Raw genomic sequence first — 15,832 nt, 5'->3', positions numbered from 1 at the left:
ATACGACACTAAAAGATGAGTTTTATGGATTTTAGTTAATATAGATTTGTTAAGAGGGGTATATAAATGGATTTTATTAATAAAATGAGAATAAAGAATACTACAATATTTATAGGACTAATTATAGGCATGATACTTACTTTTTTAGTGTGTGTAGCATTTGGCTCTGTAAAAATTGAGTTTAAAGAAATAATAGATGTTGTATTAAGAGGTATGGATAATACAGAACATTATAAAATAATATACAACATAAGGATTCCAAGAGTACTTGCAACTATGGTGGGTGGAGCTTGTTTAGCAGTATCAGGAATTTTACTACAGATATTTTTTAAGAATCCAATAGTTGAACCATATATATTAGGTGTATCTTCAGGCTCTACTTTATCAGTAGCGCTTATGATTTTAGGTGGATATACATTAGGATTTGAAAATATAACTTCAATGAGTATATTTGTAGCAGCATTTATAGGAGCTTTGATTGTAATGTCTGTAGTCATTTTATTTGCAAGTAAGGTAAAGAATATAACAACTCTTTTAATAATAGGAATTATGACTGGATATGTATGTAGTGGTATAACTAATGTACTACAATCATTTGCAAATAGTGAAAAATTAAAAGAATTTACTGTTTGGTCGATGGGAAGTTTCTCTGGATTTACTTGGGAAAAAGTAGAGATACTTATACTGATTGGTATGTTAGGTCTTTTAATGAGTATCTTTATAATAAAACCTCTAAATGCTTTTTTATTAGGAGAAGAGTATGCTAAAAGTATTGGTATAAATATAAAATTTTTTAGATTTTTGGTAGTATTTATATCTAGTATACTAGCAGCAATAGTATCAGCATTTGCAGGCCCTGTAGGATTTATTGGACTTGCAGTACCACAAATTTCAAAACTGATATTTAAGACATCAGATAATAGAGTGCTAATACCAGTGGTAATTTTTTTAGGAAGTATAGTTACAGCTCTCTGCGATTTGATATCAAGAGTAATTTTGTCACCAGTAGAGTTACCAATAAGTACAATAACATCTTTATTAGGAGCACCAATTGTAGTAATGCTATTGATGAAAAGGAAGGACAGGGCTTAGATATGTTGAAAACTAATAATTTAAGTGTGGGATATAATAAAAAAGTAGTTGTGAGTAATATAAATATAGAGGTAAAAAATGGAGAGATATTATGCCTTTTAGGAAGTAATGGTGCTGGAAAAACTACTATATTAAGGTCTTTATCTAAACTTATAACACCAATAAAAGGGGATATATATCTAAATGACATAGATATAAATCATATATCAAGAAAAGCATTATCGAAAAAAATGGCTTTAGTGCTTACAAATAGATTATTAGGTGATTTAATGACTGTACAAGATATAGTTAATATAGGAAGGTATCCATATACAGGTTTTTTTGGTAGTCTATCTAAAAAAGATTTAATAATGGTAGATGAAGCATTAGAATCTGTAGATGCATTGCACTTAAAAAAAAGATATTTTGATGAACTAAGTGATGGAGAAAAACAAAAAGTATTAGTTGCAAGAGCTTTAGTTCAAGAGCCAGAAATCATTATATTGGATGAACCTACAACTCACTTAGACATAAAGCATAGGTTAGAGCTTATAAATATACTAAAAAAATTAAGTAAGGAAAAATCAATTTCAGTAATACTTTCATTGCATGAAATAGATATAGCATTAAAAAGTTGTGATAAAGTTGCTCTTATAAAGAATAATAAAGTCATAGCTTATGGTCAGCCTGAAGATGTAGTGGATGAAGATATTATAAATTCACTTTATGAATTGGATGATAAAAACTTTAATAGTCTATTAGGTTCAGTAGAGATTAGTAATAAATCTAAAAATGAAGTTTTTATAATTGGTGGAGGTGGTAAGGCTACACCAATTTATAGAGCTTTTACTAAAAAGGGTATAGGTTTATATTCTGGAATAATACATGAAAATGATGTTGATTATGAAATTGGTAGAACTATGGGCATAAAGATGTTTACAGAAAAGCCATTTGAACCAATAAGTGAGGAGAGTTTCGATTTGGCTATTAGAAATTTAAATGATTCTAAGATTATAATAGATACAGGATTTAGTGTAGGAGAAACAAATAAAAAAAACATAGACATTATAAAAGAGGCTTTAAAATTGGATAAAAAAGTGTATTCATTTAGAACAATAGATGAGAGTAAGAAGTATTATAATGAGCTGAGTAATAATATAGAATATATAGATAAAGTTTCAAAAATTATGGATAGTATCAGCATGAACAATTTTCTATAGATTGTAAGATAAATTTTAATTTTAAACTAGAAAATTTATAAAAGAGTATCTTAATAGTTTTAAATACTATGGATACTCTTTTTTTAAGTCTGGAAATATTTATATATATCATTTTCATAGTTTCTAATTATCTCCAGTTCAAAATCTCCATTTCGGTTTCTTGGAATATTTAAAATCATTTCTCCAAAATCTGATTTAACACTTTTATTTCTAGAGTTTTTAGTATTTTTGTTCTTATTATCATAATCTAAATGGTCATCAAGCTATGCTTCTAACATTTGATGAGTTTTACTTGCCAATAAATCTTTTAGTATATCTTGAATATCTGTAGTTGTTTTTACATCATATTTTTCAATAAGTTTTTTAATATTTTATTTTTGTTAAACATAAAAAGGGTGCACCTTCCTTTGTATAGTGATATTTAATAGTTTTAATTATCACCGCTTTTTAGAAGAATACACACTTTATTTTAAAGACCCCTTCACTCTAATTAGAATGAAGTCTTATTTCATTATTTGTTGGAATTTTCTTTTTTATTAATATAGGATAAATAATAACTATCATCAAAAATAATTAATATACATTCTAAAATTATTATAAAATTTCCAACTCCGTAAACAGTCCAATATTCTTTAAATAGATAATCTCCATTGAATATTCTATTTACAAGAGGTGCTGAAAAATAGATAGTTCCAAAGATAGATATTAACATCATAATAACTATAAATAGTAAGTTCTTTTTAAAGCTATGTCTTTTTTCTCCTCTTTTTAATGAAAGTATTAGTACCAAACTTGATATTGCAAAAGGGCAATAACGGTTTGAAGTATCATAATAATTTTCAATTTTTATTTGCATAAAAATGTCTATAAATACATGAATTGCTATTGTTAAAATAGCTATGGTTGACAATATGTTTCCTTGTCTAATTTTTTTATTTAATTTAAATTCATTAATTTTACTTTTTAAATTTCTTTGAGATATATTTTCATTAGGTTTTAAGATGGATTTACATTTAGGACATATAGTTGTAGTATCATCAAATTCTAAATTACAGTTTTTACAATACATAAGTATTTATGCTTTTTTCTCCATATACATTCCATTCTCTTCCATCCATAAGTTAAATCTTTCTGCTTTTCTTGCACTTCTAGAGTATTGTAGTGCAGCATAATTAGCCTTATCAAATATGTCTTTAATAACCATGCTATATAAGTTTACTTCTGCTAACATTGCCATAACTGGAGGAGTAAATGTTAGTGCTGAGAACACTAATCCAAGCACCATATATCCTATTTGTTCATTGTAGTCTTTATATTTTATTTTCATACTACCTTGTACATCTTCAATTATAGCTTCAGGTGTATCATGTTTAGAATAGGCATCTTTGAAAAATACAAACATGTCATTTTCAACCATAGATTTTACAGATTTCACATCTATACCAAATGATATTATATCAGACATTGTTTTAACTACAGAAGCTTTTTCTTTAGCAAGTGTTGTATATAGTGAAGGCAAGTCACCTTTTAATGCTATTAAATTTGTTATAACTGAACGCATAGAATTAGCACTTCTAAAAGCAGAGCCTCTACTTAAATATCTGTCATAAGCTTCTCTGTCATATTTAGTTATATATGTACATAAACCTTCTTCATAATTATTTCCTTCAAAATCTACAAAGTGAGATAAATACATGTATACTACCTCATCATTATACTTTGGTGCTCCTATTTCTTGATTTTTTCTAGCTGCTGACATTGCATATGATAATTGACTTGCATTAGTCGTATGTTTAATGGGTTCTTCACTAGAAGTCTTAGGGACATCCATATTTTTTTCTAAATATGAATTACATTTTTGTATGAAATTACTTCCTTTAGGTGTCAAATCTTTTAATTCACCAACTGAGATACCAATATCTTTTAATGCATTACTGTATTCCTCTGATGCAGTAAGTACATCTGCAACAGTGTTCATATCCATATCTGAAGATTTTGCAGATACAGCATATGAATTTACTGTTGTTGATACAAGAAAAGTAGTTGCTAGTATTAAACTTAATACCTTTGATTTAGTTTTTTTCATTTGTTTTCCCCCTCAATATATATTTAATTAAAGTTAGAATATTCTTGAAATTCTAACTAAAATTCAAAAGGATTTTATGAATGATATTGTAGTGATAATATGATTTATATAAAAGGACTAGCCATGGATTTAAGAGTGCTAATTTAAGAAATACATTCTATACAAGTAGTATAACATAAAAAATTAAAGTAAGAAATGTATAAAAAAAATAATATATAAATGTAAATTAATGTAATGATTTATATTTATCAGATTAAAACAATTAATATAATATTTTAAATCTGATAAATATTGAGCTTCTATATTCGCTTTTAAGACTTTGTAAAAATTAGTGACTATATTTTTAAACCTATTCAAAAAATGAGAGCCTTACAATTGATATTCTAAAAAAATATCAGACTAATAGTTTAAGACATAGAATCATACATTTCTATGCCTTATTATTAAATTGAGTAATTTCAATAATTGTATAAATAAAATAATTAAAAAAGTCAGTTAAAATGACTATTTTTTGACTTACCTATATAATATAACAAATATACAAATTTCAATAGGAGGGATGACCATGAATGCTTTTATAAGGAAAAGAAATAAAAAAACTACATAGTATACCTAGAATTCAGAGATGACGAATCAGGTAAAAGAAAACAAAATAATATGGGAGCATTTTATAAAAAAAGAGATGCTAATAAAAGATTGGCTGAAGTTAAGGGTAGTATATAAGGATAGTTTTCTTGTCCAAAATGAAATAACACTATCTAATTTTTTATTAGATTTTACTGAAAAATATAAAGATAATATTTAGGCATCTATATATATAATCTGCATTGCTATTTGTAAGAATTATATTAATCTTTCTATTGGAAAATATCGTCTTCAAGAATTGAGAAATATTCATATTACAAAATTATATAGATGACTTATCTGGTAACCTAAATCCTCAAACTATTAAAGTTCATATAAATGTATTGAGACTTGCTATAAAGAGAGCATATAGAATTAAGTTAATAAAAGAAAATATTATAGATGGTATATAAAGTCTAAGGATTAAAAAATTTAAAAATGAAATTTATGATAAAGAGCAGATGCTAAAATGATTAGAAGTGGCTAAAGGAACTAATCTTGAGCTTCCTATTAGTTTAGCTATAGGTCTAGGATTAAGACTTTAAGAGGTCTTGGGATAATATTGATTTTGATGAGAATACAATAACTGTAAGTAAGATAACTAGTAGATTAGATGGATATGCTATACTTAAAGAGCCTAAGACAGAAAGTTTGATTAGAAAAATATTTGCACCAGTAGAGCTTATGAATTTATTGAAAGATTATAAACTGGAGCAGAATAAAAAATTATTGAGAAGTATTATCAGAAATGAATATAACTTACTATTTTTTGATAGAAAAGGAAATCCAATTGTTGAAGATGTTATGAGTAAGAAATTCAAAAAATTCTTAAAGAATAAAGGTTTGCCTCATATCAGATTCCATGACTAAGACATTCACATGTCACTTTACTTATAAATTCTAAAGTACCAATTAAGGTTATATCTGAAAAGGTAGGACATTCAAATATTAATACTACTTTTTTAGATTTAAAACATATACTTAATGAAATAGATAAAAAATAAAAATGGAGATAAAAATGGCAAATATAGTAATCAGGTAACTAAAAATATTGAGCTTTATGACTGGATATTTATCTATATCACATTTTTATAAAAAAAAACACTACTTATTTGAGTGTTTTTTTTAATTTGTTCGTATGATTTTGTATTTTTATTTTCATATTCTAATGCAGATTAATAATTTATTTTTGCTTCCTCAAGAATTTCTTATCTCTTATCTCTTATCTCTTGTACTAAACTTATTTGTATTTTCTTTTAATTTAGTATAATCAAGTAAACTTAATTCTTTTAAAGATATCTCTTTATTTATAGCAGATTCTTTAAAAGTCTTAACTTAATCATATGTTAATGAATCAAATTCTGAGATAACACTAGAAATTTTTTCTTTATATTCTTCAATTTCTTTGTCAGCCTTGAATTTTCTTAAACCTTCCAACTCTTCAATTAGATTTTTTATCTCAGTCTCTTTTTCACTAAACTTTTCAAGTACTAATTCTTTTAAAATATCCTTAATCGTCTGCCCGCTTGTTTTTAACTCTAAGATGCGTTGTTTCCATAAAGTAACTTCATCTGTCATATCTAATACTCCATTCTGATATCTGATTTTAGGAATATCCTATTATTTTTTTGGTTTCAAATCATTATGTCATGTTTTGAAGCACTTACAAATATTTCAATATATCTGAAATTCAAATCAAGTATTAGAATTTGATAATGATAAAAACTGTTCGATTTCTGGAATTGTCATCTGTTTTAAATCAATTTTCATTTGAAACTTTGTTATTGGTATATTGAATACTAAATGAGGATTTTTTCCATTCAGCATTTTTTTTCCTTCCCAAGTAACAATATTATTTTCTTGGGCATATTCCAATTTATCATTAATTAAAATAGTAGAATAATACATACATCTTTCGCCACAAAGTGCAGGATCTAACCTAAAACTAATTACATTAGATGGTAGAAGAAAATCTGCGGCATACTTCCCATCTGTTGTTTTATAGTAATCCGAATATATTTTTTCATCTTCATTAAATCCATTTCCTGTATTGTAATAGCATACTGGTAAAGTATCCAATACTGTATCCAAACCTTCAGACTCACATTTCCAATTCAAACCATTCTGATTTTGTTGAACATTGAATGATAAAAACTGTTCGATTTCTGGAATTGTCATCTGTTTTAAATCAATTTTCATTTGAAACTTCGTTATTGGTATATCGAATACTAAATGAGGATTTTTTTCATTTAGCACTTTTTTTTCCTCCCAAGTAACAATATTATTTTCTTGAGCATATTCCAATTTATCATTAATTAAAATAGTAGAATAATACATACATCTCTCGCCACAAAGTGCAGGATCTAACCTAAAACTAATTACATTAGATGGTAGAAGAAAGTCTGCAGCATACTTCCCATCCGTTGTTTTATAGTAATTCGAATATATTTTTTCATTTTCATTGAATCCATTTCCTGTATTGTAATAGCATACTGGTAAAGTATCCAAACCTCCAGACTCCCATTTCCAATTCAAATCATTCTGCTTTTGTTGAACATTGAAATCTATAATATTCCTAGAACGGTAATAATCTTCAGAAATTCTTAAAAAATGTTTTTCTTTTTCCTTTGTTATATTATAGCGGTTCATTAATTTTTCGCTTGATATTTCACAGATATCACAGATATGACAAATGGAAAAGAACATTAAATACTCTGCTGGCAGCTGCTTACTAGCTAACCATTCTTGATCAATCAATACATAATGCCCATCACCATCAATCATAATGTTTGATACATTTGCATCCATTAATGAAAGTTTCAAAATTGGAATATTTTCAGAATATAACATTGCTAATTCGGGAGATAATGGATCTTTAAAATTACCAACTTCTGAAATTGATAAGTAATATTGCCATAATGACTCTAATTCATTATCGAATTGCTTCCAATTTCTATTCTTGGCTATACGATATATTCGGTCTCCTAAATTTTCGCCTTTACTAAATTCAATCTTTAGTAAATCTGTTTTCAACAACTCTGTAGAAACAGCTTTTATCCCTAACTTTTTCATATGGCAATGATTTTCATGAATTGTGTGTAAATGTGATCTGGCTTCACTTGATGCTGCATATTTATAATATTCATTATTTTTGTTCTCAACCGTAATTAATTGGTATTCTTTTGTTCTATATGATAATTCCTTTGCATATATAATATTTGATAAATTACATTCTTCAGTTCCACATTCCACCAAAAATGAATTTGAAAAAAAACCAAACTGCCCATTATCTCTTAATCCCCTATAAGTATTTCTTAAATCAAAATTCACTTTATTTCCATAGAGATAAATTGGCATTTTTTGTATTTGCTCATCATTTGGTAAATGTTCATCTGAATAAATAATTTCTGGTAACTTATAATCTGGAAAAGGATAATAGAACTTATATTTTGTCAATCCATGTTTGGTTAAGAGATTAATCCATTCTCCTTTACCAAAAGTTTGAACATCGTATTGCTCATAATCACATAAACCTATATATGGCATACAGATATGATCTTCATCTGCACCTGCCCAATACTTTAAGCCATATCTATTTTCTATAGCTATCAGAATTTTTCCAGTTGGTTTTAATACTTTTTTTATTTCTTCTAAAAAGCCTGATACCGGATTTTGGAATTGTTGAAAAAATATCTTTGCATATTCGAATACTCCTATTAAAATAACATAATCAAATTTTTTAACTAACCTGAATTTTCCAAACTCGCCTGCAAAAACCTCTAAATTTTCATAGTTTAAATTTCTTTCTAATGTGATTTTTGCTCTTCGTTTAGAACCTTCAATACTAGTTACAAAACCACATTTTTGACAAAGCATACCTGTTAATGTTCCACATCCACTACCAATTTCCAAGACCTCGTCTGAATCTTTGAAAGGATACCAATTTAATATATTTTCTCTAATATGTGTGGTTAAATAAAAATAATTATCGGCTCCTTTATCAATTTCAATTTTCTCACTGTAATGATGCAAAAGTTTTTCTTCAACATCTCCATCATTATAAATATCTTCTCCTGTATAATAGTCAAAACATATTTTCGCCATATATTGCCACATCTGCCTTTCAATAAATTCCAATAATTGGTCATTAATTATGTTCATTAAGTTTTCTTTAAATATTGTTGGAGAAAATGTGTTTTCATATAATTTCCTGGTATTCTTACCTATTTATTGCCTAAGCTCCAGGTTTTCAACAACAATTCTGATTTTGTCACATAATTCATCCACATCTCCACTTTTAAAAATATACCCATTTTTCCAAATTGAATCACAGTTCGAAATGCAGTATTATAAGAACAAATATATACATCTCCAATTGCAATAAAAGTAGATAATGGGTCGTCAGTAGAAGAGCAAATTACACAGTCTGTATTTCTATAAAACTGCATATATCAAAGAAAGCTTCTTCTATACTTAAATTTTATATATTTCATAACTAACTGTTGCATTAAAAAACGATACTGATAAAATTCATCCAATCGTCTAAAAAACAGGTCATATTTGCTCCTTTTTCCATACCTATTATCGTATAAAGATGTTTCATAATAGGATTCTACTTCTGGATCCTGCAGGAAACAGCCATGGTTTTATCCTTAAGTCATAACATTTGAACTCCTGGCTCTGATGGTATAGTGGAAGGCCATTCACATATTTACTGTTCATGATTGGTTATAACCAGAGAAGGATTTGCGATGCTTCATTTTAACACCGAGGAGGTTCTGGGAGCGCAGGCAATCGTTTCGCATGACATATAGCACAACTTCCTTGACCGTTTCAAAACGTGCAGGAACAAAGCAAAGATACTGGTAGGTTCTGTTGTTACCACATTTCTCTTCGCATTGCATTCTGGACATTTACAGTCATCGTCAGTCAATTCATATTCAACTTTTAATATGGGGAAAGCACAAAGATTCTGTTCTTTCTTACCCAAAGTATTTTTGCGCTTGTAAGTGGCCAAATGAACCTCTTTGTATTCGGGTTCATCCAGAACCTGTCCGTCAGCCTTATCTTCTGCTTCATTAAAAAAAGAGAGCTGCTCATAGCCATCTCATACATTTCACTTAAGGCTCCAAAACGCTGTTTCTGAGCAAGTGTAAGCTGGTCGTTCAGCATAGCATTCATGAATTCAAGTTCTATGATCTGTTCTTGCTTCAACTTGATTGTTTCCTGCAAAAGCTTGATTTTGGCATCCATCTTTTCTATATACTGCTTTTGAAGGCGCACAATTTCACGAAGGTATTCTGGTTTCATATTTAGAAGTTGTTCTTCTGTAAATAATGGTTTATTATCATACGTTTTAATAGGAATAGTATACCACAAAACGGCATAAGAAGCCAAGAAAAGCAGTGCCACAAAACGCCTGAAATGTGCGTATTTTGTGTTGTTTTCGTTATTTTTTTGGCGAAAACGTTCAAATTACCAGCTTGGGATGGCGGTTTTGGAAGGTATTTTTTGTTCAGTGGAAAGTCTTTTGGTCAACCATCTAATCTCACACAGTGAGACCTGTTTTACCTCATTAGGGTTGTTAGGCCAGCAGAAACTTACCACGAGCCAGTCGCTTCATAAGGAGTCAGAAACCAGATCCATCCCAGCAGAGGATTTTGATAAGTGAATGGCTGTGGTTGCAGAACGCAAACATGCAATGGGAATACAGATCAAGTTTAAATTTCATCTTTACGATTACAACCAGTCTCATGAAGTTTTTTCGAAGATCAGTGACACCGCATGTCAGGTAGATGTTTGTGCTTACATCGGGTTCAAGTATACTTTTTAAGAAGTTGGTTCAGACTTTCCAGAAGCTGTGGATGGCAGCAATTGGAAATCTTAATCGTAGCAAAAGCAAATCAAATCGTAAGCTGAGCACCTGTGGAAAGAGACAATGTACAATCGGAAGAGACATACACAAACACTAGAATATCTTCTGGTGTTATATTGGAATTCATTTTATATATCAATTCCATAAATACTTTTAAGGTGACTTGATATATCTCGAGTAGACATACCTTTTGAGTACATTCCAATCACTTGGTTCTTTATTTCTGATATATCATTTTCATAGTTTCTAATTACCTTCGGTTAAAAATCTCCATTTCAGTCTCTTGGAATATTTAAAATCATTTCTCCAAAATCTGATTTAACACTTTTATTTATATATCCATTTCTAGAGTTTTTAGTATCTTTGTTCTTATTATCATATCTATCATAACCTAAATAGTCATCAAGATACGCTTCTAACATTTGATGAGCTTTACTTGCAAATAAATCTTTTATCATATCTTGAATATCTGTAATTGTTTTTACATCATATTCTTCAATAAGTTTTTTTAATATTTTGTTTTTGTTAAAAATAAAAAGGGTTCACCTTCCTTTATATAGTGATATTTAATAGTTTTAATTATCATTACTTTTTAGAAGAATACACACTTTATTTTAAAGACCCTTTTTTTTACATTTATAGGTAGCCAATAGCTTCCTCTCTAGTTAGAAAAAAGTGAATTCCTGTAGTTGATTCTTTCCATCTATTTTCATTAAATTCTTCAGCTATAATCGTTTCTCCTACTCTATATATAAAATTTTCATCAGCATATGCACGAGCACTTTTAAAAGATTCTTTGCCATCTATGCTTGTAATTGACAGTACTTTTGCTTTATCACATCGACAAGCATTTGATGTAGCAGAAACTCTTTTTGCATCACTTGGAATTAATAATTGTACCATTCTAAAATTAAAACACTTTTTATAGCCTATAAATGCTCCTGTCTCAGGACAGTATAACTTGAAAAAGCGAGTATTTTCATCTGATACTACTCCATCTAAAGTGGCATATTCTAAGTTGGAGTTTTCTAAATTAGTTCCTCTTATATCTGAATTAGATAAATCACAAAATCTAAAATTAGCTCCACTTAGGTCTGCATTTTTTAAGATGGAATTTTTTAATGAACAATTTGAAAAATAAGAGTTACTAAAGCTAGAGTTTTCTAAATCTGCTTCTTCTAAGTTTAAATCAATAAGGTCAGACCATGAAAAATCAATATTACTTAAACAATATCCCTTTAAATTCATATTTTCTAATTTTATTTCTCTTAAATCAGCTCTTTCTCCATCATTCTTGTCTTTAAGCCATAAATAATGTTTTTTAAGTATCTTTTCAAGTTCATATTTAGAAATATCTCTCATAAAAATCACCTTCATGAATTTATTTTTATACCTTCAGTAGTAAAATAGTTATATATATAATTATATAACAACAAATGGAAAACTCCTAACTATTATATAAAATATTAAATATATTGTAAGAATATAAAAATAAAAAATAAAAAGATTATAGGAATAGTATATAAATTAATTTTCTGTTAAATCCTTTAGAATTTCTTGAAAATAAAAATAATAGAAGTAATAGAATAATAAAAGTTTAGATATAAAAAAATTTGTGTATATACTATATGTAGTATATAATAGATAAAGCACTGACTATATGTAGTGCTTTTGTTTTTGAAAAATACTTATTATATTTAGATATCTATAAGTTATTTTAGGAATTTAAACTAGTAAATACTAAAAGAAATAATAATCAAATTAAATGAAATTATAGCACAAGATTATGTTAAAAGGACGGTAAATAATGAATTGGATAGAGCTTAACAATCAAGTGATAATTAAAAATGAACAAGGTAAATACCAATTAGAAAAAGACAAGGAAGCCTTAAGTAGTTACATAGAAGAATTTATAAAACCAAAGTTGAAAAAATTTAAAGACTTAGAAGAAAGATTAAAGTACTTAATAGATGAAGGTTATTATTCAGAAGAAGTAATAAATAAGTACAGTATGGATTTTATTAGAAAGGTATATAAGTTTATTGAGGAATATAAGTTTGAATTTCAATCATATATGAGTGCAAATAAGTTTTATCAAAATTACGCATTAAAAAGCAATGATGGAAAAGAAATATTAGAAACATATAATGAGAAAGTATTAATTGTAGCTTTGACATTAGGAAATGGTGATGAAAGTCTAGCTCTAAGTCTTACAGATAAAATAGTAAAACAAGAGTTTCAACCAGCTACTCCAACATTTTTAAATGCTGGAAGAAAAAGAGCTGGAGAGATGGTATCATGCTTCTTATTATCTGTAGAAGATAGTACAGAAGGCATATCATATGCTATATCTTCATCAAACCATTTATCAAAGATTGGTGGAGGAGTTGCACTAAACTTATCTAAACTTAGAGCATCAGGTGAATCAATTAAAGACATAGAAGGAGCAGCTGGAGGAGTTGTTGGTGTAGCAAAAATGTTGGAACAATCCTTTAGTTATTTCAATCAAATGGGAGCTAGACAAGGTTCTGGAGCAGTTTACCTTACTGTGTTTCATCCTGATTTTGAATTATTGATGGATACGAAAAAGATAAATGCTGATGAGAAAATAAGACTTGCTACATTATCACTAGGGGCAATAATACCTGATAAGTTTATGGAATTAGCAGAAAAAAATAAGATTGCATATGCATTTTATCCTCATACTGTATATAAGAAGTATGGAGTTTATCTTGATGAGATAGAAATGAATGAGTGGTATGAAAAGTTAGTTGATGATAAGGACATAAGAAAAAAAGAAATAAATCCTAGACAGATGTTGACTAAAATAGCACAGATGCAACAAGAGAGTGGATACCCATATGTAGTATACATAGACACAGCAAATAAGGAACATACATTAAGAGATGTTGGAATGGTCAAGATGTCTAACTTGTGTTGTGAGATATTCCAATATCAGACACCTTCACAAATAGAAGGTTATGGAGGTAAAAATGAATGGGGACAAGATATAAGTTGTAACCTTGGCTCTTTAAACATAGCTAATGTTATGGATAATAAAGCTATAGAAAGTACAGTTGAGACAGCAATAAGAGCATTGTCATTTGTAGCAGATAGTACGGATATAAAACCAGTACCAACAGTTAGTAATAGTAATAGTAAGTCTCATTCTATAGGATTGGGAGCTATGAATTTACATGGATATTTAGTAAGAGAAAATATTTTATATACTTCAGAGGAGGCCATAGATTTTTCTAATGTATTTTTTGCAATGATTAGATATTACTCAATTAAAGCATCGATGAAAATAGCTATAGAAAAAAATCAAACTTTTGAAGGTTTCAATAAATCAGAATATGCTAAAGGTAGAGAAAGCAAAGTACTATCAAAATACTATGAGCAATCTTATTTACCAAATTCAGATAAGGTAAAGGTATTATTTGAAGGTATCCATATACCAACTAAAGAAGATTGGGCAAGTTTGTTAGACGAAGTAAAAGAAAAAGGCATATATAATGCTTATTTAATGGCAATAGCACCAACTCAAAGTATTAGTTATGTGCAAAATGCTACATCAAGTATAATGCCAATTACTGAACCAGTAGAAGTAAGAACATATGGAGATTCTACTACAATATATCCAATGCCATTTTTAACAAATGATAATATGTTATATTATCAATCAGCATACAGGATGGATATGAGAAAAGTAATAGATTTAGTAGCAACAGTTCAAAACCATGTTGACCAAGGTATATCAACAACACTATTTGTCACAGATGAAAAGACAACTAGAGACATAGCTAGACATTACATATATGCATATAAAAAAGGTCTGAAAAGTTTATATTACACAAGAACAAAGATGACAAGAGACACTCATGAGTGTTTAGTATGTTCAGTATAGGGAGAGAAATATATGACGTTTAATTTACATAAAATACATAATGCAGTTAACTGGAATAGAGAAGAAGATGGATTTACACAAGCTTTTTGGGAACAAAATGTAAAACAATTTTGGCTTCCTGAAGAAATATCTGTTTCTAAGGATATCAAGGTATGGAATGAACTAAGTGATAAGGAAAAGGAACTATATAAGAAAGTATTGGGTGGTTTAACATTATTGGATACAAAACAAGGGAATAATGGAATCCCATCTATGATGAGTTTAACAGAAAATCTACAAAGAAAGGCTGTCCTATCTTTTATGGGAACTATGGAAGAAATACATGCCAAAAGCTATTCTTCTATATTTATGACTTTACTTTCTAACTCAGAAATAGATGAGTTATTTGAGTGGATAGAAACAGAGCCAACTTTACAAAAAAAAGCTGACTTAGTTTTAGCTCAATATGAGAATACAACAAGTAAAAAAGGTTTGTATTTATCAATGGTTACAAGCGTATTTTTGGAGAGTTTCTTGTTTTATTCAGGGTTCTTTTATCCATTGTATTTATCTGGTCAAGGAAAGATGGTTGCTAGTGGAGAAATAATATCACTCATTCTTAGAGATGAGTCTTTACATGGTAAGTATATAGGATTGCTTGCACAAGAAATATACGACGAATTTGATGAAATTGAGAAAAATAAATTAGAAGAGAATATGTATTCTATACTTAATAGTCTTATGGATAATGAGGTAGAGTACACAAATGTTATATACAGAGAAAGTGGGCTTGAAAAAGAGGTTGTGAATTTTTTAAAATACAATGCAAATAGGGCTTTAGAAAATCTAGGGTTTGAGAAATTATATACTGTAGATGCTATTAATCCAATTGTATTAAATGGTCTTAGTACGGAAACTAAAACACATGATTTCTTTTCAACTAAGGGGAATGGATACCAAAAAGGAGTATATGAAGAATTAGAAGATGAAGATTTTATAATATAATTTATAAATTGTGACATACTGTTGTCACTTTTACCATGATAATATCAATGTATAAAATATATATA

Annotated in this window: 12 protein-coding genes and 3 pseudogenes; 5 read left to right on the top strand and 10 right to left on the bottom strand. The window is 28.3% G+C overall.

Annotated elements, in window-relative coordinates; genetic code table 11:
- Positions 1–66: 66 nt before the first annotated feature.
- Both ACTG46_RS16375 and ACTG46_RS16370 read left to right on the top strand, forming a co-directional pair.
- Positions 67–1,092 carry a FecCD family ABC transporter permease gene (locus ACTG46_RS16375; protein WP_479923218.1) on the top strand — a complete coding sequence of 342 codons (1,026 nt, stop codon included), beginning with the start codon at positions 67–69 and terminating at the stop codon, positions 1,090–1,092.
- 2 nt (positions 1,093–1,094) lie between these two features.
- A complete protein-coding gene (locus ACTG46_RS16370) occupies positions 1,095–2,291 on the top strand; it encodes an ABC transporter ATP-binding protein (RefSeq protein ID WP_479923217.1) in 1,197 nt (398 codons plus the stop codon).
- Positions 2,292–2,395: 104 nt separating this feature from the next.
- Here the strand turns inward: ACTG46_RS16370 and ACTG46_RS16365 are convergent.
- The 3 genes and pseudogenes from ACTG46_RS16365 to ACTG46_RS16355 form a co-directional block, all read right to left on the bottom strand.
- Positions 2,396–2,679, bottom strand: a pseudogene (locus tag ACTG46_RS16365) (transposase); the annotation flags it as partial.
- A 123-nt stretch (positions 2,680–2,802) separates the two neighbouring features.
- Positions 2,803–3,360 (bottom strand): hypothetical protein, encoded by a 558-nt coding sequence (locus tag ACTG46_RS16360; RefSeq protein ID WP_479923216.1) that lies wholly within the window; start codon positions 3,358–3,360, stop codon positions 2,803–2,805.
- A gap of 6 nt (positions 3,361–3,366) precedes the next feature.
- Positions 3,367–4,377: a hypothetical protein gene (locus ACTG46_RS16355; protein ID WP_479923215.1), complete on the bottom strand. Its 1,011-nt coding sequence runs from the start codon at positions 4,375–4,377 to the stop codon at positions 3,367–3,369.
- A 565-nt stretch (positions 4,378–4,942) separates the two neighbouring features.
- Here ACTG46_RS16355 and ACTG46_RS16350 point away from each other — a divergent pair.
- Positions 4,943–6,005 (top strand): annotated as a pseudogene (locus ACTG46_RS16350) (tyrosine-type recombinase/integrase).
- A 331-nt stretch (positions 6,006–6,336) separates the two neighbouring features.
- Here ACTG46_RS16350 and ACTG46_RS16345 read toward each other — a convergent pair.
- From ACTG46_RS16345 to ACTG46_RS16315, 7 genes and pseudogenes are all read right to left on the bottom strand, one after another.
- The gene (locus ACTG46_RS16345; RefSeq protein WP_479923214.1) at positions 6,337–6,579 is read right to left on the bottom strand and encodes a hypothetical protein; all 243 of its coding nucleotides are present in this window, start codon (positions 6,577–6,579) and stop codon (positions 6,337–6,339) included.
- 117 nt (positions 6,580–6,696) lie between these two features.
- Positions 6,697–9,105 carry a class I SAM-dependent methyltransferase gene (locus ACTG46_RS16340; protein WP_479923213.1) on the bottom strand — a complete coding sequence of 803 codons (2,409 nt, stop codon included), beginning with the start codon at positions 9,103–9,105 and terminating at the stop codon, positions 6,697–6,699.
- Positions 9,106–9,224: 119 nt separating this feature from the next.
- On the bottom strand, positions 9,225–9,449 hold the full coding sequence (locus ACTG46_RS16335) for a hypothetical protein (RefSeq protein WP_479923212.1): 225 nt from the start codon (positions 9,447–9,449) through the stop codon (positions 9,225–9,227).
- A gap of 499 nt (positions 9,450–9,948) precedes the next feature.
- Positions 9,949–10,311: a hypothetical protein gene (locus tag ACTG46_RS16330; RefSeq protein ID WP_479923211.1), complete on the bottom strand. Its 363-nt coding sequence runs from the start codon at positions 10,309–10,311 to the stop codon at positions 9,949–9,951.
- A 319-nt stretch (positions 10,312–10,630) separates the two neighbouring features.
- The gene (gene tnpB, locus ACTG46_RS16325) at positions 10,631–10,792 is read right to left on the bottom strand and encodes an IS66 family insertion sequence element accessory protein TnpB (RefSeq protein WP_479924077.1); all 162 of its coding nucleotides are present in this window, start codon (positions 10,790–10,792) and stop codon (positions 10,631–10,633) included.
- A gap of 215 nt (positions 10,793–11,007) precedes the next feature.
- Positions 11,008–11,409: pseudogene (locus ACTG46_RS16320) on the bottom strand (transposase); the annotation flags it as partial.
- A 103-nt stretch (positions 11,410–11,512) separates the two neighbouring features.
- The gene (locus tag ACTG46_RS16315) at positions 11,513–12,238 is read right to left on the bottom strand and encodes a pentapeptide repeat-containing protein (RefSeq protein WP_054271522.1); all 726 of its coding nucleotides are present in this window, start codon (positions 12,236–12,238) and stop codon (positions 11,513–11,515) included.
- Between the two features lie 445 nt (positions 12,239–12,683).
- On the opposite strand from ACTG46_RS16315, the gene nrdE reads away from it, so the two are divergent.
- Positions 12,684–14,783: a class 1b ribonucleoside-diphosphate reductase subunit alpha gene (gene nrdE / locus ACTG46_RS16310; RefSeq protein ID WP_479923210.1), complete on the top strand. Its 2,100-nt coding sequence runs from the start codon at positions 12,684–12,686 to the stop codon at positions 14,781–14,783.
- Positions 14,784–14,795: 12 nt separating this feature from the next.
- Positions 14,796–15,767, top strand: coding sequence for a class 1b ribonucleoside-diphosphate reductase subunit beta (gene nrdF, locus ACTG46_RS16305; protein ID WP_054271520.1), 972 nt, complete (start codon positions 14,796–14,798; stop codon positions 15,765–15,767).
- Positions 15,768–15,832: the final 65 nt, after the last annotated feature.

Source organism: Clostridioides sp. LIBA-7678, assembly GCF_056716065.1.
Note: the sequence above shows the minus strand (reverse complement) of the source record. Positions and strands in the feature narration are given on the sequence as shown.